At 52.9% G+C, this 24,704-nt stretch carries 23 protein-coding genes and 3 pseudogenes; 12 read left to right on the top strand and 14 right to left on the bottom strand.

Annotated features, from left to right (window positions below; all coding sequences use genetic code 11):
- Nucleotides 1–105 precede the first annotated feature (105 nt).
- Nucleotides 106–663, top strand: a complete 558-nt coding sequence (idi, locus tag ABRZ26_RS05425; protein WP_319603231.1) for an isopentenyl-diphosphate Delta-isomerase — start codon at nucleotides 106–108, stop codon at nucleotides 661–663.
- Here idi and ABRZ26_RS05420 read toward each other — a convergent pair.
- From ABRZ26_RS05420 to melR, 3 genes are all read right to left on the bottom strand, one after another.
- Nucleotides 660–767, bottom strand: coding sequence for a YohO family small membrane protein (locus tag ABRZ26_RS05420; RefSeq protein ID WP_246494498.1), 108 nt, complete (start codon nucleotides 765–767; stop codon nucleotides 660–662). The two genes, idi and ABRZ26_RS05420, sit on opposite strands and share 4 nt — an antisense overlap.
- Nucleotides 768–807: 40 nt before the next feature.
- Entirely contained in the window at nucleotides 808–1,440 is a 633-nt protein-coding gene (locus ABRZ26_RS05415; protein ID WP_319603230.1) for a LysE family translocator, read from the bottom strand.
- Between the two features lie 127 nt (nucleotides 1,441–1,567).
- Entirely contained in the window at nucleotides 1,568–2,500 is a 933-nt protein-coding gene (gene melR / locus ABRZ26_RS05410; RefSeq protein WP_319603384.1) for a transcriptional regulator MelR, read from the bottom strand.
- Between the two features lie 269 nt (nucleotides 2,501–2,769).
- On the opposite strand from melR, the gene ABRZ26_RS05405 reads away from it, so the two are divergent.
- Together ABRZ26_RS05405 and melB are read left to right on the top strand one after the other, a co-directional pair.
- The gene (locus ABRZ26_RS05405) at nucleotides 2,770–4,125 is read left to right on the top strand and encodes an alpha-glucosidase/alpha-galactosidase (protein ID WP_319603229.1); all 1,356 of its coding nucleotides are present in this window, start codon (nucleotides 2,770–2,772) and stop codon (nucleotides 4,123–4,125) included.
- A gap of 99 nt (nucleotides 4,126–4,224) precedes the next feature.
- A complete protein-coding gene (gene melB, locus ABRZ26_RS05400) occupies nucleotides 4,225–5,643 on the top strand; it encodes a melibiose:sodium transporter MelB (protein ID WP_319603228.1) in 1,419 nt (472 codons plus the stop codon).
- A 78-nt stretch (nucleotides 5,644–5,721) separates the two neighbouring features.
- Here melB and ABRZ26_RS05395 read toward each other — a convergent pair whose 3' ends face one another.
- Nucleotides 5,722–6,576, bottom strand: a complete 855-nt coding sequence (locus tag ABRZ26_RS05395) for an AraC family transcriptional regulator (protein ID WP_319603227.1) — start codon at nucleotides 6,574–6,576, stop codon at nucleotides 5,722–5,724.
- A gap of 174 nt (nucleotides 6,577–6,750) precedes the next feature.
- On the opposite strand from ABRZ26_RS05395, the gene dinG reads away from it, so the two are divergent.
- The 6 genes and pseudogenes from dinG (at nucleotide 6,751) to ABRZ26_RS05365 (ending at nucleotide 15,034) form a co-directional block, all read left to right on the top strand.
- A complete protein-coding gene (gene dinG / locus ABRZ26_RS05390; RefSeq protein ID WP_319603226.1) occupies nucleotides 6,751–8,850 on the top strand; it encodes an ATP-dependent DNA helicase DinG in 2,100 nt (699 codons plus the stop codon).
- A 167-nt stretch (nucleotides 8,851–9,017) separates the two neighbouring features.
- On the top strand, nucleotides 9,018–9,779 hold the full coding sequence (locus ABRZ26_RS05385) for an endonuclease/exonuclease/phosphatase family protein (RefSeq protein ID WP_319603225.1): 762 nt from the start codon (nucleotides 9,018–9,020) through the stop codon (nucleotides 9,777–9,779).
- Nucleotides 9,776–11,016: pseudogene (clsB, locus tag ABRZ26_RS05380) on the top strand (cardiolipin synthase ClsB). The gene ABRZ26_RS05385 and the pseudogene clsB overlap by 4 nt, the downstream one beginning before the upstream one ends.
- Nucleotides 11,016–11,981 (top strand): lysylphosphatidylglycerol synthase transmembrane domain-containing protein, encoded by a 966-nt coding sequence (locus ABRZ26_RS05375; protein ID WP_319603223.1) that lies wholly within the window; start codon nucleotides 11,016–11,018, stop codon nucleotides 11,979–11,981. Before clsB ends, ABRZ26_RS05375 begins: the two are co-directional and overlap by 1 nt.
- Nucleotides 11,982–12,106: 125 nt before the next feature.
- Nucleotides 12,107–13,075, top strand: coding sequence for a DNA-binding protein YbiB (ybiB, locus tag ABRZ26_RS05370; protein WP_319603222.1), 969 nt, complete (start codon nucleotides 12,107–12,109; stop codon nucleotides 13,073–13,075).
- A gap of 99 nt (nucleotides 13,076–13,174) precedes the next feature.
- Nucleotides 13,175–15,034 (top strand): M3 family metallopeptidase, encoded by a 1,860-nt coding sequence (locus tag ABRZ26_RS05365; protein ID WP_319603383.1) that lies wholly within the window; start codon nucleotides 13,175–13,177, stop codon nucleotides 15,032–15,034.
- Nucleotides 15,035–15,075: 41 nt separating this feature from the next.
- On the opposite strand, the gene glnQ is transcribed toward ABRZ26_RS05365, so the two are convergent.
- The 5 genes from glnQ to rhtA all read right to left on the bottom strand — a co-directional run bounded on the left by glnQ (nucleotide 15,076) and on the right by rhtA (nucleotide 19,466).
- Nucleotides 15,076–15,798, bottom strand: a complete 723-nt coding sequence (glnQ, locus tag ABRZ26_RS05360; protein ID WP_319603221.1) for a glutamine ABC transporter ATP-binding protein GlnQ — start codon at nucleotides 15,796–15,798, stop codon at nucleotides 15,076–15,078.
- Complete coding sequence (gene glnP / locus ABRZ26_RS05355) at nucleotides 15,795–16,454, bottom strand: glutamine ABC transporter permease GlnP (protein ID WP_319603220.1); 660 nt, start codon at nucleotides 16,452–16,454, stop codon at nucleotides 15,795–15,797. Before glnP ends, glnQ begins: the two co-directional genes overlap by 4 nt.
- A 26-nt stretch (nucleotides 16,455–16,480) precedes the next feature.
- Nucleotides 16,481–17,224 carry a glutamine ABC transporter substrate-binding protein GlnH gene (glnH, locus tag ABRZ26_RS05350; protein WP_319603219.1) on the bottom strand — a complete coding sequence of 248 codons (744 nt, stop codon included), beginning with the start codon at nucleotides 17,222–17,224 and terminating at the stop codon, nucleotides 16,481–16,483.
- A 479-nt stretch (nucleotides 17,225–17,703) separates the two neighbouring features.
- Nucleotides 17,704–18,207, bottom strand: coding sequence for a DNA starvation/stationary phase protection protein Dps (gene dps, locus ABRZ26_RS05345; protein ID WP_319603218.1), 504 nt, complete (start codon nucleotides 18,205–18,207; stop codon nucleotides 17,704–17,706).
- A 365-nt stretch (nucleotides 18,208–18,572) separates the two neighbouring features.
- Nucleotides 18,573–19,466: a threonine/homoserine exporter RhtA gene (gene rhtA / locus ABRZ26_RS05340; protein ID WP_319603217.1), complete on the bottom strand. Its 894-nt coding sequence runs from the start codon at nucleotides 19,464–19,466 to the stop codon at nucleotides 18,573–18,575.
- Nucleotides 19,467–19,858: 392 nt separating this feature from the next.
- Between rhtA and ompX the strand changes: the two genes are divergently transcribed.
- Nucleotides 19,859–20,377, top strand: a complete 519-nt coding sequence (ompX, locus tag ABRZ26_RS05335) for an outer membrane protein OmpX (protein WP_319603216.1) — start codon at nucleotides 19,859–19,861, stop codon at nucleotides 20,375–20,377.
- Nucleotides 20,378–20,450: 73 nt separating this feature from the next.
- Here the strand turns inward: ompX and ABRZ26_RS05330 are convergent, their stop codons facing one another.
- A complete protein-coding gene (locus ABRZ26_RS05330) occupies nucleotides 20,451–20,951 on the bottom strand; it encodes a MarR family winged helix-turn-helix transcriptional regulator (protein ID WP_319603215.1) in 501 nt (166 codons plus the stop codon).
- A gap of 83 nt (nucleotides 20,952–21,034) precedes the next feature.
- Between ABRZ26_RS05330 and ABRZ26_RS05325 the strand changes: the two genes are divergently transcribed.
- Nucleotides 21,035–22,225 (top strand): MFS transporter, encoded by a 1,191-nt coding sequence (locus tag ABRZ26_RS05325; protein ID WP_319603214.1) that lies wholly within the window; start codon nucleotides 21,035–21,037, stop codon nucleotides 22,223–22,225.
- Nucleotides 22,226–22,396: 171 nt separating this feature from the next.
- On the opposite strand, the gene ABRZ26_RS05320 is transcribed toward ABRZ26_RS05325, so the two are convergent.
- Entirely contained in the window at nucleotides 22,397–22,681 is a 285-nt protein-coding gene (locus tag ABRZ26_RS05320) for a type II toxin-antitoxin system RelE/ParE family toxin (protein ID WP_319603213.1), read from the bottom strand.
- Entirely contained in the window at nucleotides 22,671–22,916 is a 246-nt protein-coding gene (gene relB / locus ABRZ26_RS05315; protein WP_010286544.1) for a type II toxin-antitoxin system RelB family antitoxin, read from the bottom strand. The genes ABRZ26_RS05320 and relB overlap by 11 nt, the downstream gene beginning before the upstream one ends.
- Nucleotides 22,917–23,142: 226 nt before the next feature.
- On the opposite strand from relB, the gene ABRZ26_RS05310 reads away from it, so the two are divergent.
- The gene (locus ABRZ26_RS05310) at nucleotides 23,143–23,361 is read left to right on the top strand and encodes a DUF7661 family protein (protein WP_319603382.1); all 219 of its coding nucleotides are present in this window, start codon (nucleotides 23,143–23,145) and stop codon (nucleotides 23,359–23,361) included.
- Nucleotides 23,362–23,607: 246 nt separating this feature from the next.
- Here the strand turns inward: ABRZ26_RS05310 and ABRZ26_RS05305 are convergent.
- Together ABRZ26_RS05305 and ABRZ26_RS05300 are read right to left on the bottom strand one after the other, a co-directional pair.
- Nucleotides 23,608–23,793: pseudogene (locus ABRZ26_RS05305) on the bottom strand (transposase); the annotation flags it as partial.
- A gap of 623 nt (nucleotides 23,794–24,416) precedes the next feature.
- Nucleotides 24,417–24,704, bottom strand: a pseudogene (locus ABRZ26_RS05300) (IS110 family transposase); the annotation flags it as partial.

The raw sequence follows: 24,704 nt of genomic DNA, 5'->3' as shown, positions 1-24,704 counted from the left end.
CCTTCGGGGCCGCAGCCTGTACGCTCAGTCTGGTTTGCCGCGGCATTTTATGCTCATCGCCGGCTTAACCTGAGCCAAATTACCCCCATAGCAACAGGAGATGCCATGACGGAAGTGATTCTGGTTGATGAAAACGACAAGCCGACAGGCGTTATGGAAAAGCTGGAAGCGCACGAGAAGGGCGTATTGCATCGCGCCATTACCGTTTATATCTTCAACTCCCGGCAGCAGCTGTTGCTGCAAAAACGGGCCGGCGGCAAATATCACAGCGGGGGCTTATGGAGCAATACCTGTTGCAGCCACCCAACGCCCGGAGAGGAAACGCGCCAGGCCGCGCACCGCCGTTTGGATCAGGAAATGGGGCTGCGCTGTTCGCTCACGCCGATGTTTACGCTGACCTATTGCCTGCCGCTGGATAACGGCCTGACCGAGCATGAATTCGGGCATGTTTATTTCGGCCTTACCGACGATCTTCCCCAGCCGGATCCCGACGAGGCCGAAGCATTTCAGTATCTGTCGCTAGAGCAGATCAGCCGGCAGATGGCCGCGACGCCGGAAGCGTTCACCGCCTGGTTCAGGCTGACGTTTTCGCGCATTCCGGCCTACTGGGCGCAATTTTATGCGCGTCATAATGGCGGCAATGCGCCGCTGGGCAAGGGTTAGCCGCCGTGTACAATGATGATGTAACCCACCAGCATCACGCCGCCGATCCCGCCAAGGGCGCATAGGGCAAACAGCCCGATAATCCCCGCTTTGCTTAAGTTCATCAGGTTATCCTTTTGTTAATCGTCCCGAATTATAAAGCCTTCAGCGGTGAAACAGGAGTATTAAACCAAAGAATATTAAAATGGCCCCGGCCGCGCGTTCGATCGGGTTCAGATAGCGCTGAAGCCGCCGCTGGATGCGCGGCCGCGCGATCAGCATGGCAACCAGCAAATCCCAGATCAGGACGATGGAAAACATCCAGACGCCGCAGACAATTTGCTGACCGACGGTGACATGCTGACCGAGAATGCTGGTCATCAGGCTGATGTAAAACAGGATGTTTTTGGGATTCAGCAGGGCGGAAGCCAGCCCCAGCAGTATTTGCCGGATAAAACCGGGGCGGCCGGCGGCCTGCTGCGCCGGCGTCAGCGCGTGTGATGCGCGGCTTTTTAGCAGTTGATAGCCAATCCACAACAGATAAGCGGCGCCGCTTAGTTCAATAACGGTAAATATGCGCGGCGAATGCTGGATGCCGGCCCAACCGATTATCGCCAGAAAAATATAGATGCCGTTTCCCAGGGCGATGCCCAGACAAATCCCGGCGCTGCCGCGTAAACGGTAGCGGATTGCATAAGCGGCGAGTAAGAAAAAATCCGGGCCGGGACTGAGTAAGGCAACGAAGTGAGCCAGCGCCAGCGCGGGAAAATTATCGGGAAAGAGCGAACTGATAAACATGATGTCGATGACCTCTGAGAATAATCGAGGTCAGTCTAGGCATTTGATATCGCTATTTATTGTCAAATATTGATCGCGCCTGGCGATACTGTCCCCTGCTGGCGCTTTCAATATGAACGTTGCGTCATTAGCCGGTCATCGGCTGTCGACGCTGCTGACTCAGCTTGCGATATAGATGCGGCGGCATTCCGACATATTTATTAAAGGTGCTGTAGAAGCGACTGCTGGAGCGGAAGCCAGCGGTAAAGGCGATATCAGTAATGGTTTTATCGGTGTCGCTCAGTAGTGCGCGTACGTGATTAATGCGCATCGCGGTAATGTACTGTTTCATGGTGAGCTGCATCACGCGCTGGAAGATGCCCATTGCATAGTTGGGATTGAGCTTCACATGTTCCGCTACGTCGTTAATGGTCAGCGCCTGATCGTAGTTGTCGGCAATAAACGCCAGCATCTGACTGACGTAAAACTGAGCGTGACGCGATACGCTGTTCTTGTGAGTACGCGAAGTCTTGTTCCCCAGAATCGGTTGCCATCCCGAAAGACTAAACCGCTTAAGCATCAGGCCGATTTCATCAATGGCGAGTTGACGAATTTGTTCATCCCTGCTGCTCAGCTCTTGCTGCCAGCGTCGGACTTCAAAGACGCTTAACTGCTGGGTCGCCAGCGACTTGATGATCATGCCGTGGGTGACGTGGTTAATCAGTTCGCGGTCAAGCGGCCAGGAGAGAAACAGATGCATCGGCAGGTTGAAAATCGCCATGCGTCGACATGCGCCGGTGCGGGTGAGCTGGTGCGGCGTACAGGCCCAAAATAGTGTGATATGTCCTTGTTTTATCTGTACGACTTCATTGTTGATCAGATACTCCACATCGCCGTCGAACGGCACATTGACCTCAACCTGACCGTGCCAGTGGCTGTTGGTCATGACATACGGCGGCCGCAGTTCAATGTCCATTCGCTGATACTCGGAATAGAGAGACAGCGGGCTGCGTGTCTGTTTTTCGTCGCTACTGCACATGTGCGGATCGGGCGGTAAATGCGATATCGGCAGCATAGTCATCGACACTCCATTTCCTGAATTATCAGCATGATGCCTTCTTGCGCCGGCCAAGACCGTGAATCGGGACACAAAACGCGCGGTGTGTGTAGCCGCACGGTGCCGTTATTGAACCAGATACTCTGCTTTTTTGCGGATTTTGTCCCATAAACTCAGATCTTACGTCGAGCGATGGCAGATCTGAGTTTTCGGGAATGCTTATCGGGCAAGACGGAGGCTTTCGGTGATGCCGCGTGCCAGCATGGTGTTAGCCAACAATGCCATGGAGAATTATGATGTCTACACCCAAAATTACGTTTATCGGCGCCGGCTCCACGATTTTTGTGAAAAATATTCTCGGCGATGTTTTTCACCGCGACGCCTTGAAATCCGCACATATCGCATTAATGGATATCGACGTCAGCCGCCTCGAAGAGTCGCACATTGTCGTACGTAAGCTGATGGATTCGGCAAACGCTTCCGGCCATATCACCTGCCATACCGATCAAAAAGCCGCATTGAAGGATGCGGATTTTGTGGTCGTCGCCTTCCAGATCGGCGGCTATGAACCCTGTACCGTGATCGACTTTGACGTCTGTAAACGCCACGGCCTGGAGCAGACTATCGCGGATACGCTTGGGCCGGGAGGCATTATGCGCGCGCTGCGCACCATCCCGCATTTATGGCGGATTTGCGAAGATATGAGTGAAGTCTGTCCGAACGCCACCATGCTGAACTACGTCAACCCGATGGCGATGAATACCTGGGCGATGTACGCCCGCTATCCGCATATTAAACAGGTCGGTTTGTGCCACTCGGTGCAAGGGACGGCGGAAGAGCTGGCGCGCGATCTGAACGTCAATCCGGCAGATTTGCGCTACCGTTGCGCCGGGATCAACCACATGGCGTTTTATCTGGCGCTGGAACGTAAAACGGCGGAAGGCGCTTATGTCAATCTGTATCCGGAATTGCTGGCGGCGTACGCGTCAGGACAAGCGCCAAAACCTAATATCCACGGCAATGAACGCTGTCAGAATATTGTGCGCTATGAAATGTTCAAAAAACTCGGCTATTTCGTGACCGAATCTTCCGAACACTTTGCTGAATATACCCCATGGTTCATTAAACCTGGTCGCGAGGATCTGATTGCGCGTTACCGCGTCCCGTTGGATGAGTATCCGAAGCGTTGCGTGGAGCAACTGGCTAACTGGCATAAAGAGCTGGAGGAGTACAAAACGGCGGAGCGGATTGAGATCAAACCGTCGCGGGAATATGCCAGCACAATCATGAATGCTATCTGGACCGGCGAACCGAGCGTTATTTACGGCAATGTGCGCAACGACGGCCTGATTGATAATCTTCCGCAGGGATGCTGCGTTGAAGTCGCCTGTCTGGTTGATGCGAACGGCATTCAGCCGACGAAAGTCGGGACGCTGCCGTCACATCTGGCGGCGATGATGCAAACCAACATCAACGTACAAACGCTCCTGACGGAAGCTGTCCTGACGGAAAATCGCGATCGCGTGTATCACGCCGCAATGATGGATCCGCACACCGCGGCTGTGCTGGGAATTGACGAAATATATGCACTGATGGACGACCTGATCGCTGAGCATGGCAATTGGCTGCCGGCCTGGTTACACCGCTAACAACAGGCTACGCCGGGCGGCGGTAGCCCGGCGTCCGACGACTAACGTATCCATATACATTATAGAAGGCGGGCGCTGCCAACAGCGACCCGGTACGCTATGAGCATCTCTCTGACAACAAAACTCAGCTACGGATTCGGGGCGTTTGGTAAAGATTTCGCGATCGGTATTGTTTATATGTATCTCATGTATTACTACACCGATGTGGTCGGTTTATCGATGGGGGTAGTGGGAACATTATTTCTGGTCGCAAAAATATGGAATGCATTCAACGATCCCATCATGGGGTGGATCGTGAACGCCACGCGCTCGCGATGGGGAAAATTTAAACCCTGGATCTTGCTGGGAACGTTATTGAACTCGGTCGTGCTGTTTTTACTTTTCAGCGCCCATCTTTTTGAAGGTACGACGCAAATCGTTTTCGTGTGGGTGACCTACATTTTGTGGGGCATGACGTACACGATTATGGATATTCCATTCTGGTCTCTGGTACCCACCATCACGTTGGATAAACGCGAGCGTGAGCAACTGGTGCCGTTTCCGCGTTTTTTCGCCAGTCTGGCGGGATTTGTGACCGCGGGTGTGACGCTGCCTTTTGTCAATTATGTCGGGGGAGAGGATCGCGGATTTGGTTTCCAGATGTTTACGCTGGTGCTGATTGTTTTTTTCATCGCCTCAATGATTGTCACGTTACGTAATGTGCATCAGGTATTTTCCTCCGACCATGAGGCGAGCGCCGGCAGCGGTCGCCAGACGTTAAAATCGATAATCGAGCTTATCTACAAAAACGATCAACTCTCATGTCTGTTGGGGATGGCGCTGGCTTACAACATCGCCGCCAATATTATTTCTGGTTTTGCCATCTACTACTTTACTTACGTTATCGGTGATGCCGATCTTTTCCCGTACTACATGTCTTATGCCGGGGCGGCTAACCTGTTGACCCTGGTCTTTTTTCCACGTCTGGCCAAGGCGCTTTCCCGCCGGATTTTATGGGCAGGGGCGTCCGTTATGCCGGTTCTCAGCGGCGTTGTATTGCTGGCGATGGCGCTGGTGGGTTATCACAACATCTTCCTCATTTCACTTGCCGGCGTGTTTTTCAACATTGGCACCGCGCTGTTCTGGGTATTGCAGGTGATCATGGTGGCGGACACGGTGGACTATGGCGAATATCGGCTCAATGTGCGCTGCGAGAGCATCGCGTATTCAGTGCAGACCATGGTGGTAAAAGGCGGTTCGGCGTTTTCCGCGTTCTTTATCGCCATGGTGCTAGGTCTGATTGGATACGTTCCCAACGCCGTTCAATCTGCTGAGACGCTCCTGGGAATGCAGTGCATTATGATTGCGTTGCCTACCATTTTTTTCGTGGTGACGCTGATTCTCTATTTCCGTTTCTACAGACTGAATGGCGATTTACTGCGTAAAATTCAGATCCATCTGCTGGATAAATACCGCAAGGTTGCGCAACCCGACGTTCAGGAGATGCCTGCGGCAATATCTGACGAACTAAAGGTGTAATCATGGAATGGGTTTCGGCTATTGGGTATCTGACGCCGGGAAAGTCATCAGTGCCTGCTGCTCCCATCGCCGTCCCCGCTATTTATTGTCAAATATTGATCGCGCCTGGCGATACTGTCCCGGCGTCGCCGCCGTATACTGCACGAAGATTTTATGGAAGTGGCTTTGATCGCAAAAGCCGCTTTGGTAGCTCACATCGACCAGCGGCACGCCCTGTTTCAGCAAGGTTTTGGCGTATTCCACCCGCGCATTGTTGAGAAACGCCATCGGGGTGAGGCCGGTATGGCGACGAAAATGCCGCACGATGGTTTCTCGCCGCAGATTCAACTCTTCGGCCAGCGTCGCCAGCGACGGCGCTTCCTGCAACTGGGTAAGCAAACGCCGGCGAACATGGCGCGTCGTCAATTGGGCCGACGCTGGAAACGCCGTCGTTCGTTCGATCTGCGCAACCGGAACGCAGTATTGCCGGAGTATCGGCGCGATCAGTTCATTCAGCGTTTGCCGGGCGGCGGCGATCTCGCCTTGATGCAACAGGCCGATCAGGCGCCGATAATCGGCAAACAGCGCCGGGCTGCGCAGGGTGACGCAGCGGCAGCGCAGCGAGGCGACGGGCGAACCGGACAGTTCGGCGAGTTTTTTCAAACACCAGTCCGTATCCAGATACAGCATATGATAGCTGCGGGTCTGTCCGGGGAAAGGGTTACAGCTGTGGGGCTGCTGCGGATCGATAAAAATCAGATCGCCGCTCTGTAACCGATGTTTTTCGCCGCGGTAATGGCAGATCGTCGCGCCCTGTTCGATAGCGCCGATGGAGAATTGCGCATGGCTATGCGTTTTGTAGCCCTGGGCGCTGTGCCAGGTCGAGCGAAGCTCCACGTAGGGAAGCTGCGCGGAAAACCAGTAGGATTGTTTGACCGTATGAACGGATGACATATGTCCTTTATCTCTCAGCGTGCGGATGGGATGGCCGCATTAAACGCCCGGCGGCTGGATCACCCTAACCGGCGGTTTCGACTTTGTCGAGTAGGAAAGGCGCGCTGATATCGGCTGACGTTGCCGCCAGTCTGTGGGACAATACCCGCCAGATTGACTGAATACAGAGAATGCATGACGCTGTCCCCCGCAATAAAACAGCAGATTGGCCAATGGTATAAGGCCCTGCAACAACAGATCCCGGATTTTATTCCTCGCACACCTCAACGACAGATGATAGCCGAAGTGGCGAAAACGCTGGCGGGCGATTATCCGCGTCATTTAGCCATCGAAGCGCCGACCGGGGTAGGGAAAACGCTCTCCTATTTAATTCCCGGCATCGCGGTGGGGCGGGCGCAAGAAAAAACGCTGGTGGTCAGCACGGCGAATGTGGCGTTGCAAGATCAGATTTTCAGCAAGGATCTCCCCCTGTTGCAGAAGTTTATTCCCGAATTGAAATTCACCGCGGCATTCGGTCGCGGGCGTTATGTCTGTCCGCGCAATCTGGCGATGCTGGCGACGGATGTCGACGCGCAAGGGGATTTAACCCTGTTTCTGGATGATGAGCGGGTTCCCTCCAGCCGGGAGGAGCAGGGGAAATGCGCGAAGATAGAAAAAGCCTTGCAAAGCTATGCCTGGGACGGCCTGCGCGACCATTATCAGGAGTCGATTGACGATAGCCTGTGGCGCAAACTCAGCACCGATAAAGCGAATTGTCTGGGGCATAATTGTCACTATTTCCGCGCATGTCCGTTTTTTATCGCCCGCCGTGAAATCGAAAATGCCGATGTGGTGGTCACCAATCATGCGCTGGTGATGGCGGCGATGGAAAGCGAGTCGGTGTTGCCGAATCCCAAAGATCTGCTGCTGGTGCTGGACGAAGGCCACCATATACCCGACGTCGCCCGCGACACGCTGGAAATGTCCGGCGATATCACGCCGGATGCCATTACGCTGCAACTGGAACAGGTGGTGCAGCAAATCGGGCTATGCATGGCGCAGTTCGCGCCGAAATCACCGCCGCGGCTGGCGCACGGCGAACGGTTAACCCGTCATTGCGAAGAGATGCGTGAGCTGGCGTTGTCGTTTGCGCAGCTATGCGGATGTTTTTTACCGCCAGACGGCAGCGAAGGCGAATATCGTTTCCCGATGGGGAAATTGTCGGATGAAATGCGCGAAAGCTGTACCCGGTTATTTAAGCTGACCGATAGCCTGCGCGGGTTAACGGAGTTCATGCTCAACGATCTGAGCGAAAAAACCGGTAAGCACGATGTGGTGCGCTTGCACCATGCGCTGTTGAAAATGAGCCGGCTGCTGGGCTATCTGGAGGCGTTGAGCAAACTATGGCGGCTGGCGGCGATGGAGAAATCATCCAATGCGCCGGTATCTAAATGGCTTACCCGCTATGTGCGCGACGGGCAAGCGCATTTGTCGCTGCACTGCGCCGGTATCCGCGTGAGCGATCAGCTTGAAAAGCTGCTGTGGAATAATGTGTCGCACGTGGTGGTGACCTCGGCGACGCTGCGTTCGTTAAACAGTTTCTCTCGTTTACAGGAACTGTCCGGCCTGAATGAACGCGACGGGGATCGCTTTCTGGCGCTGAGTTCGCCGTTTAACCACCGCGAGCAAGGGCGGCTGGTGATCCCGAAAATGCGTTATGAACCGTTGATGGCGAATGAGGCGCAGCATATTGCCGAAATGGCCCGTTTTTTCCGCGCCGAGCTGCAACAGGAGAAACATCGCGGGTTGTTGATGCTGTTCGCCAGCCAGCGGGCGATGCAGCTGTTTCTGACGCAGGTCGCCGATCTGCGGCTGATGCTGCTGGTACAGGGGGATAAACCGCGTTATCGGTTGGTGGAACTGCACCGCCAACGGGTGGAAGAAGGGCGGACCAGCGTACTGATCGGTTTGCAATCCTTTGCCGAAGGGTTGGATTTAAAAGGCGATCTGTTGTCGCAGGTGCATATCCACAAAATCGCCTTCCCGCCGATCGACAGCCCGGTGATCCTGACGGAAAGCGAGTGGTTGAAAAGCCTGAAGCGTCACCCGTTTGTGGTGCAGAGCTTGCCGAGCGCGTCATTCAACCTCATTCAGCAGGTCGGGCGCCTGATCCGCAGCCATGAATGTTTCGGTGAAATCATTATTTACGATCGCCGTCTGCTGACCAAAGGCTATGGCGCCCAGTTGCTCGCCGCCTTGCCGGTGTTTCCGATTGAAGAAAGGGGAATGCCATGATGACTGATGGGATGTCGCGGGGGAAACGGCTTGTCCGGGCCAGCGCCATCGCGGGGGCGACAGCCAACCGATCGATTTTTAGCACGATATCGACAAGATTGGGCGGTTCTTTTTGTGATGCCGACTACACTTTGTTTTCATCAGGATAGTGACGCGGCCAGGAGAATATGACCCAAAACCCCCGGCATTTTTCGTTGAAAGTGCTCACCATCAACACACATAAAGGCTTCGCGGCGTTTAATCGCCGCTTCATTTTGCCGGAGCTGCGTGACGCGATACGTACCGTCCGCGCGGATATCGTCTGTTTGCAGGAAGTGATGGGCGCCCATCAAGTTCATTCCTTGCACATAGAAAACTGGCCGAACACCACGCACTACGAATTCCTTGCCGACACCCTATGGCGCGACTATGCCTACGGGCGCAACGCGGTCTATCCCGAAGGCCACCACGGTAATGCGGTGTTGTCGCGTTTTCCCATTGAGCATGATGAAAATCACGATGTCTCGGTGGGCGAAAGCGAGAAACGCGGGCTGCTGTATTGCCGGATTGCGCCGCCGGCGCTGGCTTTTCCCATTCATGTCGCCTCGGTGCATCTTGGCTTGTGGGAATCGCATCGCCGGGCGCAGCTTATGATGATGGCGAAATGGGTCAATTCACTGCCCGCAGGCGAACCGGTGGTGGTGGCGGGCGATTTCAACGACTGGCGCCAGCGCGCCAACCCTCTTTTGCAGGCCGAGGCCGGACTTGAGGAGATCTTCACCCGCACGCGCGGCAGACCCGCGCGCACTTTCCCGGCGGGCTTTCCCCTGTTGCGCCTCGATCGGATTTATGTGAAAAATGCGCATGCCAGCAGGCCGAGCGCGCTGGCTTTGCGCCACTGGCGTCATCTGTCCGACCATGCCCCTTTAAGTGCGGAAATACACTTATGAAATGTTCATGGCGCGAAGGAAACCGGATCACGCTATTGGAAAATGGCGATCGTTATTACCCGGCGGTGTTTAACGCCATCGGTAATGCGCAGACTAAAGTCATCCTTGAAACCTTTATCTGGTTTGAAGATAACGTGGGCCGTCAACTGCACGAGGTGGTGTTGCGAGCCGCGCGCCGCGGCGTGAAGGTGGAGGTTTTACTCGACGGCTACGGTTCGGCGGACTTGAGCAAAACATTCATCAATGAACTCACCTCGGCCGGCGTGGTATTTCGTTACTACGATCCGCGTCCTCGCCTGTTTGGCATGCGCACCAATGTGTTCCGGCGGCTGCACCGTAAAATTGTGGTGGTGGATGAGACGGTGGCGTTTGTCGGCGGGATTAACTATTCCGACGAGCATATGTCCGATTACGGCCCGCAGGCCAAGCAGGATTACGCCGTACAGGTTGAAGGACCGGTAGTGCGCGATATTTTACTGTTTGAGTTGGAAAATCTGTCCGGCCAGGCCGCCGCGCGCCGCTGGTGGGCGCGTCATCATCGCCCGCAAGAGAACCTGAAGCCCGGCGACGCGCAGGCGTTGTTCGTCTGGCGCGATAATGAAGCGCATCGCGATGATATCGAGCGCCACTATCTGAAGATGCTGGCGAATGCCAGACGCGAGGTGATTGTCGCCAACGCCTATTTCTTCCCCGGCTATCGCTTTTTGCATGCCCTGCGCAAGGCGGCGCGCCGCGGCGTGCAGGTGAAGCTCATCGTGCAGGGCGAGCCGGATATGCCGATCGTCAAAGTCGGCGCGAGCCTGCTTTACCGCTATCTGGTGAACGGCGGCGTGCAGATTTATGAATATCGCCGCCGCCCGCTGCACGGCAAAGTGGCGCTGATGGATACGCACTGGGCGACGGTCGGCTCCAGCAATCTCGATCCTCTCAGTCTGTCGCTCAATCTGGAAGCTAACCTGATCATTCACGATCGCGCCTTTAACCAGACGCTGCGCGACAATCTCCAGCATATTATCGCCAATGACTGCCTGCGCGTGGATGAATCGATGGTGCCGAAACGCACCTGGTGGAACCTGACGAAAAGCGTGGTGGTGTTCCACTTTCTGCGCTATTTCCCGGCATTGCTCGGCTGGCTGCCCGCCCATACGCCGAAGCTGGCGCAGGTGCCGCCCCCGGCGCAGCCGGAAATTGAAACCCAGGATCGCGTTAAAGCGGAAACCCAGGAGTGAAACCCTGATGTCCAAATCCCATCCGCGCCGGCGTCTGGCAAAAAAAATCCTTACCTGGCTTTTCCTGATGGTCGTCGCCGCGCTGCTGGTCTTTTATGCGCAAAAAGTCGATTGGCAAGCGGTGTGGACGGTCATTCGCAATTATAACCGTATGGCGCTTTTGAGCGCCGTCGCGCTGGTGGCGCTGAGCTATTTGATTTACGGCTGCTATGACCTGCTCGGTCGCGACTATTGCGGACATAAGCTGGCGAAGCGCCAGGTGATGCTGGTGTCATTTATTTGTTATGCCTTTAACCTGACGCTCAGCACCTGGATTGGCGGCATCGGCATGCGTTATCGCCTCTATTCCCGTCTGGGGCTGTCCGGCGGCACCATCACACGGATTTTCTCGCTAAGCATTAGCACCAACTGGCTGGGTTATATCCTGCTCGGCGGGGTGATTTTTACCCTGGACATCGTGCGGTTGCCCAATCATTGGTATATCGATCAGAACGCGTTGCGCGTTTCAGGTATCGCGCTGCTGCTGATCATTGCGGCCTACTTGTGGGCCTGCGCCTGCGCCAAACGACGCCATATCACAATAAAAGGACAACGGCTGGTGTTGCCGTCATGGAAATTCGCGCTGGCGCAATTGGCGATTTCCAGCGCCAACTGGATGGTGATGGGCGCGATTATCTGGCTGCTGATGAGCGGAGAGGTCGATTACTTCTTGGTGCTCGGCGTGCTGCTGATAAGCAGTATCGCCGGGGTTATCGCCCATATTCCCGCCGGGTTCGGCGTGCTGGAGGTGGTGTTTATCGCGCTGCTGGCCGGCCAGCCGATTTCTCACGGCGCGATTATCGCCGCGCTGCTGGTTTATCGCGCGCTTTATTTCTTCCTGCCGCTCTTTCTGGCGACGATCGGCTATCTGATACTGGAGAGCCGGGCCGCAACATTGCGGGCGAATAATGATCAAGGCTCCATCCGTGGATAGCCGGCGCCTGTTTTGTCCGGCATGGTCAGGCGCTATCTCTGTATTTACATTATTAATAACAAAGCGAAACATGCTATTTTCGGGAGATAAGCTACCAATGATTTCGCCGTTAACGAGAGGCCAGCATGGATTACACTAAGGTTATTAAAGAGGTCGGACGCGGTAAGAACCATGCCCGTGATTTGGATCAGGCAACCGCCCATGAACTCTACCGCCGTGTGCTGGATGGGGACGTGCCGGAGCTTGAGCTGGGCGGACTGCTGATAGCCTTTCGCATCAAAGGCGAGTCTGAATCCGAGATGCGCGGTTTTTATCAGGCCATGAGCGATCGGGTTCTGCGCCTGCGGCCGCCGGAACAAGGGCCGATGCCGGTGGTGATCCCCAGTTACAATGGCGCGAGGAAACAAGCCAATCTGACGCCGTTGCTGGCGCTTTTGCTGGCGAAACTGGGGTATCCGGTGGTGGTCCACGGCGTGAGCGACGATCCCACCCGCGTGACCAGCGCCGAGATATTGCATAATCTGGGGATCCCCGCGGTGGAAAGCGCCGAACAGGCGCAACGGCTGCTGGATAAGGGCGAGCCGCTGTTTATTCCCATTTCGCTGTTGTGTCCGCCAATCGACCGGCAATTACAGTTGCGCTGGCGCATGGGCGTGCGTAACAGCAGCCATACCCTGGCCAAACTGGTTACGCCCTTCGCCGAGAGCGGCGCGCTGCGGCTGGCCAGCGTATCGCACCCGGAATATATTGCCCGCGTCGGCACTTTTTTCAAGGATATCCATGGGAGGGCGCTGCTGATGCAGGGTACCGAAGGGGAAGTGTACGCCAATCCCCAGCGCTGTCCTGAAATTCATTTTATTCATCAGCAGGATACGCAGATTCTGCAACTGCGCCAGGATATCGCGCCGGCGCCGGATGGGTTGCCGATAGCCAAAGATGCGGCGACGACGGCGCGCTGGACGGCGCAATGTCTGGCGGGGGAGATTGCGTTGCCGCAGGCGATCCGTCTGCAATTGGCGTGCTGTCTGGTTGCGACGGGCGAGGCGGCGACCATGGAGCAGGCCGCGGCGACGATTAGAAAACGATTGGGCTGATAAACCTGCCGGACACAATCCGGCCCCGGTGTGTTGCGACCCCAGACAAGGCCGGTGAAGGCAATCAGTACCGCTGATGAGAGGTAGAGAAGGAATATGATGCAACCGAGTGTGGATTATTTTAATGCGCTGAACCGCGACTATCTGGCCGTTCACCAAAGCAAAGAAGATCTGTTCTGGCAGCTTTATATGGGAACCGGGGACGAGGAGATAGCGGCCCGGTTTTCTCGCGCGGAAAATGCATATAAGCGTTTTATTTCCCAGCCGCAGCGGCTGGTTGAATTGCGGCGGCACATCGCCGCGCTGGAAAAGAGTCCGGTTGATGACGCTCAGCAGGCGTTATTGCACGGCCTGAAGGGCTGGTATCGGTTTTTTGACTGCAATGTGATTGAAGATCCTGAAGCACAGGCGCTGATGGAGGCGATCGTTGCAGCGGAAAGCGCGCTATTCGAGAAGCGTAAAACCTATGAAATGACGCATCTGGATGCAAAAGGCCAACGGGTTAGCGCGTCGTTAGGCGAACTGCTGACCAATCAGGCAACCAATGATACCGAAGCCTATCGACAGAGTTCGCAACAGGCGTTGTGCGATCTGGAACAGTGGCTGCTGCATAACGGTTTTCCCGAGTTGGTGAGCCTGCGCAATCGCTTTGCCCGTCAGATGGGATACCGTAACTATTTTGATTACAAGGTGAATAAAACCGAGCGGATGACTCCCGAGCAGTTGTTCGCCATTCTCGATCCGTTTGAAGCGCAAACGCGGGAAGCCAACGCGCGCAGTCTGCAAGCGCTGGCCGCGGAGAAAGGCGCGCAGGCGCTGGCGCCGTGGAACGTTCGCTACGCCAGCGCCGGCGACGTCACTCGTCAGCTCGATCCCTATTTCCCTTTCGCCGCCTCGCTGGCGCGTTGGGTAAACAGTTTCAAACGTCTGCATATCGGTTTTAACGGCGCGGAAATGCAGCTCGACCTGCTGGTGCGCAAGGGTAAGTACGAGAATGGCTTTATGCACGGCCCGGTGCCGCCATTTTTCCAGCAAGGGGAATGGATCCCGGCACGAATCAACTTCACCAGCCTGGCGAAACCGGATCAGATCGGCAGCGGCGCGACGGGCATTAAAACCTTGTTTCATGAAGGCGGACATGCCGCGCACTTTGCCAATATTCGTCAGAATGCGCCGTGTTTTTCACAGGAATTTCCGCCGACATCCATGGCTTATGCGGAAACGCAATCCATGTTCTGCGATAGCCTGTTGTCGGATGCCGACTGGCTGAAGCGTTATGCGAAAAACGCGCAGGGGGAGGCGATTCCCGATGCGCTGATTCAGGCCAGTATTCGTACGCGTCAGCCGATGCGCGCGTTCAACGAGCGACATATTTTGCTGGTGCCATATTTTGAATGGCAGCTCTATTCCTGGGACGATGCGCAGCGTACGCCGGAGGCGATAACCAGACTGGCGCGCGATACCGAGCAACGTATTCTGGGCATCAGCGGCAGCCCCCGACCGACGATGGCGATCCCGCATTTATTATCCATGGATTCCGCCTGTTCTTATCAGGGCTATTTGCTGGCGCTAATGGCGGTAGAGCAGACCCGGCATTTCTTCCTGCGACGCGACGGTTATCTGACGGATAATGCGGCGATAGGCCCCGATCTGGCGCGGCATTATTGGTTGCCGGGCAATAGCGTCAGCCATGATGATACGCTGCGCAGTCTGACGGGCGAGGGGTTTAATCCCGCTTATCTGGCGCAGGCCTGTAATCTGACGGTGGACGAAGCCTGGCAACAGGCCGAGGCTTCGATTGCTCAGGCGTTACGGCGTCCTCAGCCCGCGGCCGATTTCGATTTGTCCGCGCGTATACGCGTGGTCGACGGCAGCCGGGTGCTGGCCGATAATGAACAAGGCGATGATGTGATGTGTCGGGACTTTGCCGCGTTCATCGAACGGGAATATCCACGCTAAGTGCTAAATGAAAGGGGGCTTTTGCCCCCTTGAGGTATTGCTCAGGAGACGTGTTGCAGGAACTCGCGTAAACGATCGCTCGGCGGGTTGTTTATCAGCGTTTCCGGGTCGCCATCTTCAGCGATGCGGCCTTTATCGATAAAAATCAGCCGCGAAGCCACCTGATGCGCAAAGCCCACTTCGTGCGTCACGATAACCATGGTCATCCCTTCTTCCGCCAAATCTTTCATCACCGTCAGCACTTCGTGACGTAATTCAGGATCCAGCGCCGAGGTCGGTTCATCAAACAACATCAGCTTGGGTTTTACCGCTAACGCGCGCGCAATCGCCACACGCTGCTGCTGACCGCCGGAAAGCTCGGAAGGATAATGATGCGCGCGCTCGGACAATCCGACTTTGCCCAGCAGCGCTTTCGCCAGTTTTTCCGCTTCCGACTTACTGGCGCCGCGAACCCGGATGGGGCCGAACGCCACGTTTTCCAGCGCGGTCAAATGCGGAAACAGGTAAAACTGCTGAAATACCATCCCGGCTTCCTGACGGATCAGACGCTCATCAACCTGCCGATCGTTAACCTTCAGACCATCCACGATCAGCTCGCCGCTGGTGATTTCTTCCAGCTTATTGATACAGCGCAGCAGTGTGGATTTACCGGATCCGGAAGGGCCGATAATCACCACCACTTCACCCTGATTAATTTTCAGATCGATGTCATGTAAAACTTTCGTCTGACCAAAGTGTTTGGAAACATTCTTAAATTCAATCATATAATCTTAAGTCTTCTTTCCAGTCGACGCAGGATGAAGCTGAGAATCAGTGTGATACACAGATAAATCACCGCTACCGCACTCCAGATTTCCAGCGCGCGGAAGTTACCGGCGATGATTTCCTGACCGGAGCGGGTCAGTTCCGCCACCCCAATGACAATAAACAATGACGTGTCTTTGATGCTGATGATCCACTGATTACCCAACGGCGGCAGCATCCGGCGCAGCGCCAGCGGCGCGATGACATAACGCAGCGTATCCCGCCGTGATAATCCCAGCGCCAAACCGGCCTCACGGAAGCCATTATGGATAGACAGCACCGATCCGCGCGTAATCTCCGCGATATAGGCGCCGGAGTTGATCATGATAGTGACCACCGCGGCGGTAAAGGGATCGATGCGTACCGAGGTAAAAATCATCGGTAGGGCGAAATAAATAAACATCACCTGTACGACAATCGGCGTACCACGGATGATTTCAATAAACACCAGTGCGATGCGGCTGGAAAACCAGCCGCCGTAAGCGCGGGCAAAGCCCGCGAGAACACCGATAACCAAACCGCCGAGCAGACCCAATACCGAGATCAGCAAGGTCATTTTCGCCCCTTCTAACAAAAGGGGCAGAGAAGGCCAAATGGCGCTCCAATCAAACTGCATGGAATATCTCCAGATAAAATCGGCAATTACTTAGGTTCTACACCAAACCACTTTTTGTAGATCTCAGCATAGGTGCCGTTTTCTTGCAGTGTTTTCAGCGCGCCATTCACTTTATCGCGCAGGTCGCTGCCTTTCGGGAAAGCGATGCCGTATTGCTGTGCTTTGATTGAATCGCCTACCGCTTTGAACTGACCATTGCCGGCGGTTTTGATGAAGTACAGGATATTCGGCGTATCGTGCAGCACGGCGTCGGCGCGGTTGGTGCCTAACTCCATGTAAGCGTTATCGATGTTGGGGAACTGGCGTAGATCTTTGGTTTTAATATTGGCTTTGGCGTAATCAACGGAACCGGTGCCGCTTTTCACCGCGACCACTTTTCCATTCAAATCCTGCTCGCCCTTGATTTCATTATTGTCGGCTTTCACCATCACCAGCAGACCGCTGTTGTAATAACCGTCAGAGAAATCGATTGCTTTTTTGCGCTCTTCAGTGATGGTGATGCCGGCCAGCGCGACATCCACGTTGCGGGTTTGCAGTGCGGGAATGATGCCGCCGAAATCCATCGGCTTCAGGCTATAGGTCACATTGAGTTGTTTGGCGATGGCATCCCAAAGATCGATGTCAAAACCAACGTACTTATCGCCTTGCTTAAATTCAAAGGGGACAAAGGCGGTGTCAGTCGCAACAAGGAGTTCTTTTTCGGCTGCGTGGCTGGAAATACTCATGGCCAGCGTCAATGCCGCCAAAGAAGCTTTCAATAGTGATTTCATTCAATCCTTCCTAATTTTACCGGTTATGAGAAGCTTTTGATTTTGCGGGCGATGTTAATATCAGTACCAACCCTAAAAGCTTTTAAAACAATATGTTGTTTGCAATTAATTAAACTGTATCTAGCGTTATTATTAACCGCCTTATCATTAACATGGTTGTACTGCCAATGTTATTGAACAAGGCGATAACTATGATTAACGAATTTATGCGGGGGAAACAACCATTGATTCTCGTTATGTACGATTATCGAGTACAACCGCTAATTTTTTGAGCGCTAATTCTGGCAGGATAGGGGGTTTATGCGTTGCAGGGATTTTATTTAGCCTCGCGCGGGACAATAAAAAAGGGCCGCCGAAGCAGCCCTGATAGCGTCATTATTGTTGTTGCCGAGCGCCTTCCCATCCCCGAAAGCGCGTTTTCTCGCTTATCGGGGACGCTCCAATGACGATGCTACAGCCATCAATGATAACGTAGCCTATTATTCGATGTTGGATTCGATGAACCACAGGAATTTATCCAGATCGCGTGACGCGGCGGTCAGGATATCGGCGGTATCTTCATCTTCCACGGTGGAGATGCCTTTACGTGTTTCATTAGCCACGGCGGCATAACGATCCGCCAAGGCTTTCAGGTGATCCTGCACGTTGTGGATATCAACCGGGTAGCTTTTCAGCGAAGTCGCTTCATTGACAATCTGCACTGTACCCAGCGCCACGCCGCCTAACTGAACAATGCGTTCTGCAATGGTGTCCTGATGGTCGTTGATTGCGGTACGAAAGCCATCCAGCATTTCATGTACGGCGATGAAGTTGGCGCCGCGCATGTTCCAGTGCGCCTGTTTAGTGAGCAGCGATAGATCGATGTAATCGGCTACCAGTTGATTTAACTGCTTGATGGTAGAGGTTTTGACTTCTTCCTCTACATTGTTACGGGTATAAATAAGCTCTGAAGACGCGGTTTTTACCAATTTAGCGGTACGCATAATAATGTCCTCTTTATTTAATTTTTCATAGTCGTACTGTTCAACGGGATCAATTATAGCAGTAACCAAACAGAATATCGGAAAGAATTACCTATCGAATACATAGGTATAGAATATTTGAAAGTAACTTATTATATTTTATCGTTTTTCCGGACATTGCTTTTTATCGGTCTAATTCGCCATGCCGCTAAGGTTAACGCGCGGGCGCGCAGCATGGATGATTGAATATCATTTGTAGCTGGATATAAATACCGCGATCGTTGATTTACGTCAATAGTAATGTAAATGATAATTATTCTATATATAAACTGCCCGCGCTAATGGAAAACGACGCCTTTGCGCATCGCTTTCCGACGCGTATGCAATTATGCCGCCGAGTGATGATTATCCTGCTTAATTGATTCTGTTGGTTTTATGGTGATGGTCGCGCCGGTAGAGGCGGTAATAATAAGTATGAGCGCAATCCACTGGATGAAAGATAAATGTTCATTGAGAAATAACATGCCGGAAATAGCCGCGACGGCAGGCTCCAGGCTCATTAATGTGCTGAATGTTTTGGCCGGTAGTCGGGTTAATGCGATCATTTCAAGAGAATAAGGCAGTGCGGTGGAAAAAATGGCGACGGCGATACCAATGGGTAATATTTCGAGTGAAAATAATGTCATATCGGAATAAATCAAACCGATAGGGCAAAATATTACTGCGGCAATAAAGGAACCAATGGCCACGGTCTCGGGGCCGTGATTCGCGCCGGCCTTGCGGCCAAAAAGGATATATAACGCCCAGCAGCACCCGGCGGCAAGAGCGCAAAAGGCGCCGGGCAAATCAATATTACCGATATTGCGGCCAAGCGGTAATAAGAACCACAATCCCAATATCGCCAGAATAACCCATAAAAAATCAATCACTCGCCGTGATGATAACATGGCGACGGCAAGTGGGCCGGTGAACTCCAGCGCGACGGCAATACCGAGCGGAACCGTGCGCAGCGAGAGATAAAATAAAAAATTCATTGCTCCCAGCGTAACGCCATAAACCAGTAACGGCCAGCGGTTGCCGATGAAGCGCGTGCGCCAAGGCTTGAAAATGATGCAAAGGATCAGCGTACCGATGCTCAGGCGCAGAACCGTTACTCCGGCGGCGCCAATCAGCGGGAACAAGGTTTTGGCCAGGGCGGCGCCGCCCTGGATAGAGGCCATTGATATGATAATGAGGATAACGGGAAGTAACACTGACAAACGGGGAGAAGATAAGGTCATGCTTTCGGCCTTAATATAATGTAATAAACACCTGATATCAAAAAACCAGTGCCGCCAGATTGACCAATTGTAAATGATTTGTCCGAGAAACGCTTACGTTTTTTGACTTTTATTTACGTAATATCTAATTGATTTATTTTTTAGAATTAATCAGTGTGAAAATCGAGCAGGAATTTAAGAATTTTCTGTTTTAAATATTTTATTTTAATTAAATTCGATTCTTGGTGTCTTGGGATAAAAATCAATGTAATTAACGTGATAGCACGCTCTGACAATATTAGTTACATCTAAAGCACAATTGAAAAATATTTATCAGGCGGTAAGTCTATCCTTTCTTTGTTATATTTAGATTGTAAGGTGTTCTCTCATTAAGTTGAATTCGAGGCTGTATAATGAAGAAAATTGTGTGTCTTTCAGCATTGGCTTGTTTATTTAGTATTGGCGCAGGCTCAGCATTTGCTGGCCAAAGTACTGTTTCTGCTGGTTATGCTCAGGGCGATGCTCAGGGCGTAGTTAACAAGGCCAAAGGTTTTAACCTGAAATATCGTTACGAGTGGGATAATAACCCGCTGGGCGTTATTGGCTCTTTCAGTTACCTGGAAGATAGCAGCAGCACAAATGCTGGTTACTATAATAAAGGTCAATATATCGGCGTTACCGCAGGTCCTGCTTATCGTTTGAATGATTGGGCCAGCATCTACGGCGTTATCGGTTTGGGTCACGGTAAATATACCCATAATGCAACTAACGGGACTGATAACAACAAAAATGACGACTATGGCTTCAGCTATGGCGCCGGTCTGCAATTTAACCCCATCCAGGATGTCGCGCTCGATGTCGGTTACGAACAAAGTCGTATCCGTAGCGTTGATGTCGGTACCTGGGCTGTTGGCGTAGGTTACCGTTTCTAATCAGAACTGAAGGTATTTTTCCTCAATTCTGGTTATTGACGTGTTGATAAATCCGCTCTTAGGGGCGGATTTTTTACGGCCGTCTATTTCTCAAACCGTTCGCGAGTTTCACCAGCAGAGTATCCAACTGCCGTTGCTCGGCGTCGGACAGCGTCGATAAAAGCTGACGTTCGTTATCGACATGCTGCACAATGAGCGTTTCGATTAACTCCAGACCTGTTTTTGTCAGGGCGACCAGCGTACCGCGGCGATCCGCCGGATTACTTTGACGTTGTACCAGGCCCGCGGCTTCCAGTCGGTCAATACGGTTCGTCATACCGCCAGAGGATGTCATCAAGGCGTCGTAAAGCTGGGTGGGGGTTAATGCGTAGGGCGTTCCCGAGCGCCGCAAGGTAGCCAGTACGTCAAACTCGCCGGGGCGTAATCCGAAACGTGAAAACAAAGGGTTAAGATAATCGCGTTCAACTCTCTGTACGACTTCACCTAAATGACCCATTAATTTCATCGGGAATGGATCGAGATCCGGTCGCTCCTTTTTCCACTCTTCAAAGCACTGTTGCGCGCGGTCAGTCATAAGATTTTATCTTGACGTTAAGATTCTTTGTGTGAAGATATTGTAGTTTATCATTATTCACCGCTCAAGTTATTGAGGTTTGTATGGTTGTGGCATCCACGGTCCGAACCCGTGTGTTTATATTTATAACCGTCATCTTGCTGGGGCTTAACCTACGGCCGGTATTGGCGGCAATCGGACCGCTATTGGCTCAGATCCAGGCGGTTACCGGGTTAAGCGACACGACGGCCGGGTTGTTGACGACCTTGCCGATATTCGCGATGGGCTGGTGCGCGTTATATGGCGGCCAGATACAGTCGCGCCTCGGCGAGTATCGTGGCATCGCGCTGGGGATTGTGATTATAGCCGTCGCGTGCGGCGCACGCTGGTGGATCCATGGCGGTATGGCGCTATTGTTGACCGCGGCGTTAGCGGGGGGGGGGATCGCCTTGATTCAGGCGTTAGTGCCTTCTTTTATCAAACTGCATTTTAATAAGCACAGCAGCTTACTGATGGGGCTTTATACCACGGCAATCATGGGTGGCGCCGCCATAGCCGCTTCTTCCGTATCCCCGCTGGCGCACGTGCTGGGCTGGGAAAGCGCGCTGGCCTTGTGGGGGATGATGGCCCTGGTTGCCGCCATTGCCTGGAAAACCATTCCCCGTGCATATAAGGCGCAGAGTAAAGCCGCTTCGGTAACAACGACGCGGCGAACCTTAACGGACTGGTTGTTAATGGTGTTCTTTGGTATCGGCACCGGCGCTTATACGCTGATGCTGGCATGGTTGCCGCCTTATTACATCCAACTGGGGTGGAGCCCGACGCAAAGCGGCTTTATGATGGGCGGACTGACGCTGACGGAGGTTTTTTCAGGGTTGATGGTATCCGCCTTTATCAATTATTTTCCCGATCGCCGCCGGCTATTGCTGCCCGTGCTGATAATCCTGCTGGTGGGAATGATTGGCTTGATCGTCGCGCCGTTGCTATTGCCATATGCCATTACGCTGATGTTGGGCATCGGTCTCGGAGCCCTGTTCCCTTTGTCATTGATCGTGACATTGGATCAGGCGACGGATTCGCATAAAGCTGGCTCGCTGATGGGGTTTGTGCAGGGCGGGGGATACATTCTTGCCAGTCTGATGCCGCTGCTCGCCGGATTTATTCGTCAACATACCGCCGGGTTGCAGCAGGCCTGGATGATTATGACCGTGGGCGTGGTGATATTGATTATCATGGCGACACGCTTTGCGCCGAAAAAACAGCCGAGTATCCATGTCAGTGAGCGCGTAACGTAAAATCGTCATGGCAAGAGCGGGGAAACCCGCTTTTTTGGCCTGCGGTTTATCGCGCCATAGCCAGCGCCGCTAGCATCTTGCGGTAAAAGCTCACGCCGCGACGACCCCGTCCAGGAGTATGCCCATCGGCACGTCGATCGCGTTAGGCTTACTTTTGTGAAGTCATATTGTTCACCATTTTGATGGTAAACGCTTGTGCGTATGAAAGACGCGCAGAATCTGGAGCATATTGTCTTTCACGCGGTAGGGGATGATGTAGGGATAGTGAGTTAACACCAATTCACGCGTTCCTGGCACTCGGCCAGGTCTTCCGATTGCTGGCTGTTGCGGTAGTAATTCCGTTAACCGTTGGACTTCATTTACGAACTGGCTGGCAGCTTGTGGATCATCTTGCGCGATATAGAGGTACTCGGCTTCCAAATTGGCTGCGGCTTTACGCAGCCATTTAATTTCCATGTCTTGCCGTACCTAACTTTTTAAACAGATTGTTCATCTCATCTGATGAGACAAAATCGCCCGCATCGGCCTCTTTAATGGCTTGCTCGATCTCTGCTATCTGCCAGGCTTCCCGCGCAAGATAGTCTTCAATAGCTTGTCCAGCCAGAAAAGAGCGGGTACGTCCTGTGGCTTTAGCCAACGCATCAAGCTGTGCGGTTGTTTCATCATTTAATCGAACGGACATGACACCCATACGCCACCTCACTACATTGTGTGTTTTGTATACATTGTAGTTATCGCGAGCAAGAGAGGCAAGCGGCTACTAAATGGTATTTGGGATGTTGCTCTCTATACAGGTATGGATTAGCCGCTGGCGTCTGTTAAGAGCGAAGGGTAGACATTTTGCATCTGTTGACGAAGTAATCATCATGAGTTGAATATACCATCCCAGTTACACAATTCTTGAAAGGGGGCCGATGGTGCTTATCTACAACGTTTTTGGACGACATATTGGGGTCAAGCGTGAAGGTGGTCGCTGGCTGGTATTCCGCGCAGACCTGACGGAACGAAAATTCTCCCGGCTTTACGACGTTGCTATTCCGGACAATATGACAGAAGACGAGATACTGGGCTGGCTGGGCGACATTTTCCATGAAGCAGCAACAGAGCGTCATCCTGATGTGAAACGTATCGAATAGGAATCTGTCAGATACACGCTCCTCACTACAATGGGGTTTACCACTAGTCCATCAATGTCCGAATTTGGCACAGGCTGTGTAAAAACTCGTTTTTTTGCAGTATCTGAGTACTATCCCGCGGCCAGGGACGCAACATATCCCTGCTGTTGACTGTATTTGCTGTGATTTGTATGCAGAGACTGCTCGGGCTTTAATGACGTTGCATTGAGTGCTGTTGGTTTGTTATCAGGGGCTAAAGCGGTTTTGCTAGCTGTATTGCTCCCGCAGCTTACTGGCCAGCCCTTCAGTACCCCAGATAGACATCATCCTTTTCAAGTTATAAGCCAGCACATGCAGACTGATTTCTGTGCTGACGTTTTTAAATCGTCGCATCAGGAAGTGGGTCGCCCCCATCCACATCTTAATGGTCCCGAACGGGTGCTCTACCGTTTTGCTTTCGCGTTACAGTTGTTTGTGGCGATGCGTCAAGCCCTGCCCCGATTTACCGTTGAACAAAAAGGGAATTGTCGGTGTGCCGATAACTGAACCGTCCGGCATCAGGTAAGCCCCATGCTGCCAGCCGGTGGCGCTGGCGATTGCCCAGCGGCAACCCGCATGACTACGACACAAGTGATCGGCCAGTATCGCCCGTAACCCGCCTTTGGCCGTGACTCTGCAGTGACAATTCTTTGTCTATTGCTTTAGTGGCTTTGACTTCCGTATTGGTGAGGGGCTTTGCCTGGTTTGCCATGATCGTTACCTTTGGGACTATGTTTTTAAGGGACTATAGCGGCATAGTCCCAAATGTCGTCCCAAGCTTTCCGGCTGTAAACGGGGGATACCGGTGGATAACAGGCAACAAAAAACCCGCAAACTCAGTGCACGAGAGAATCTGAATTTTTATAATAGTTAATTGTTTTTATTTATCTATTTGTTTTGTTATTTTGGTTGGTATGCCTAAAAATATGCCTAAAACGAAAAGTCACTTTGATAGGGGCTGTTTTCCTGATTGATATCCAGACAGGCCATGACTTTATGGGCTGCTTCCGGTATGGCGATACCGCATTCCAGACTCAGCCCCTGATCTGATTAATAAGCGCAGTTCTGTTTTTCATCAGCCGCTGGCGAACCCGGTGCAGACACTGAATATCCTGCTACTCAATTCTTTTTCCCAGTACGTAGCGCATACCTGGACGACTATCAGCCTCAACAATATCGGAAGTGTCATTTTTGTCGTTTTTACTTCCCATTTGGAAAGGCGACACGTACTGCGGGCTGATTTGTCTGACGTCATGGTCGAATGTCTTAAACTGGCGGGACCAGTAATTTGCACTACCACACGCTTCCATCACAATTCTGGATGA

Origin of the sequence: Brenneria sp. L4-2C (assembly GCF_040240335.1) — a bacterium.
Lineage (GTDB): Bacteria > Pseudomonadota > Gammaproteobacteria > Enterobacterales > Enterobacteriaceae > Brenneria.
The sequence above is the reverse complement of the archived record's forward strand: the minus strand, read 5'-3'. Positions and strand labels throughout refer to the sequence as shown.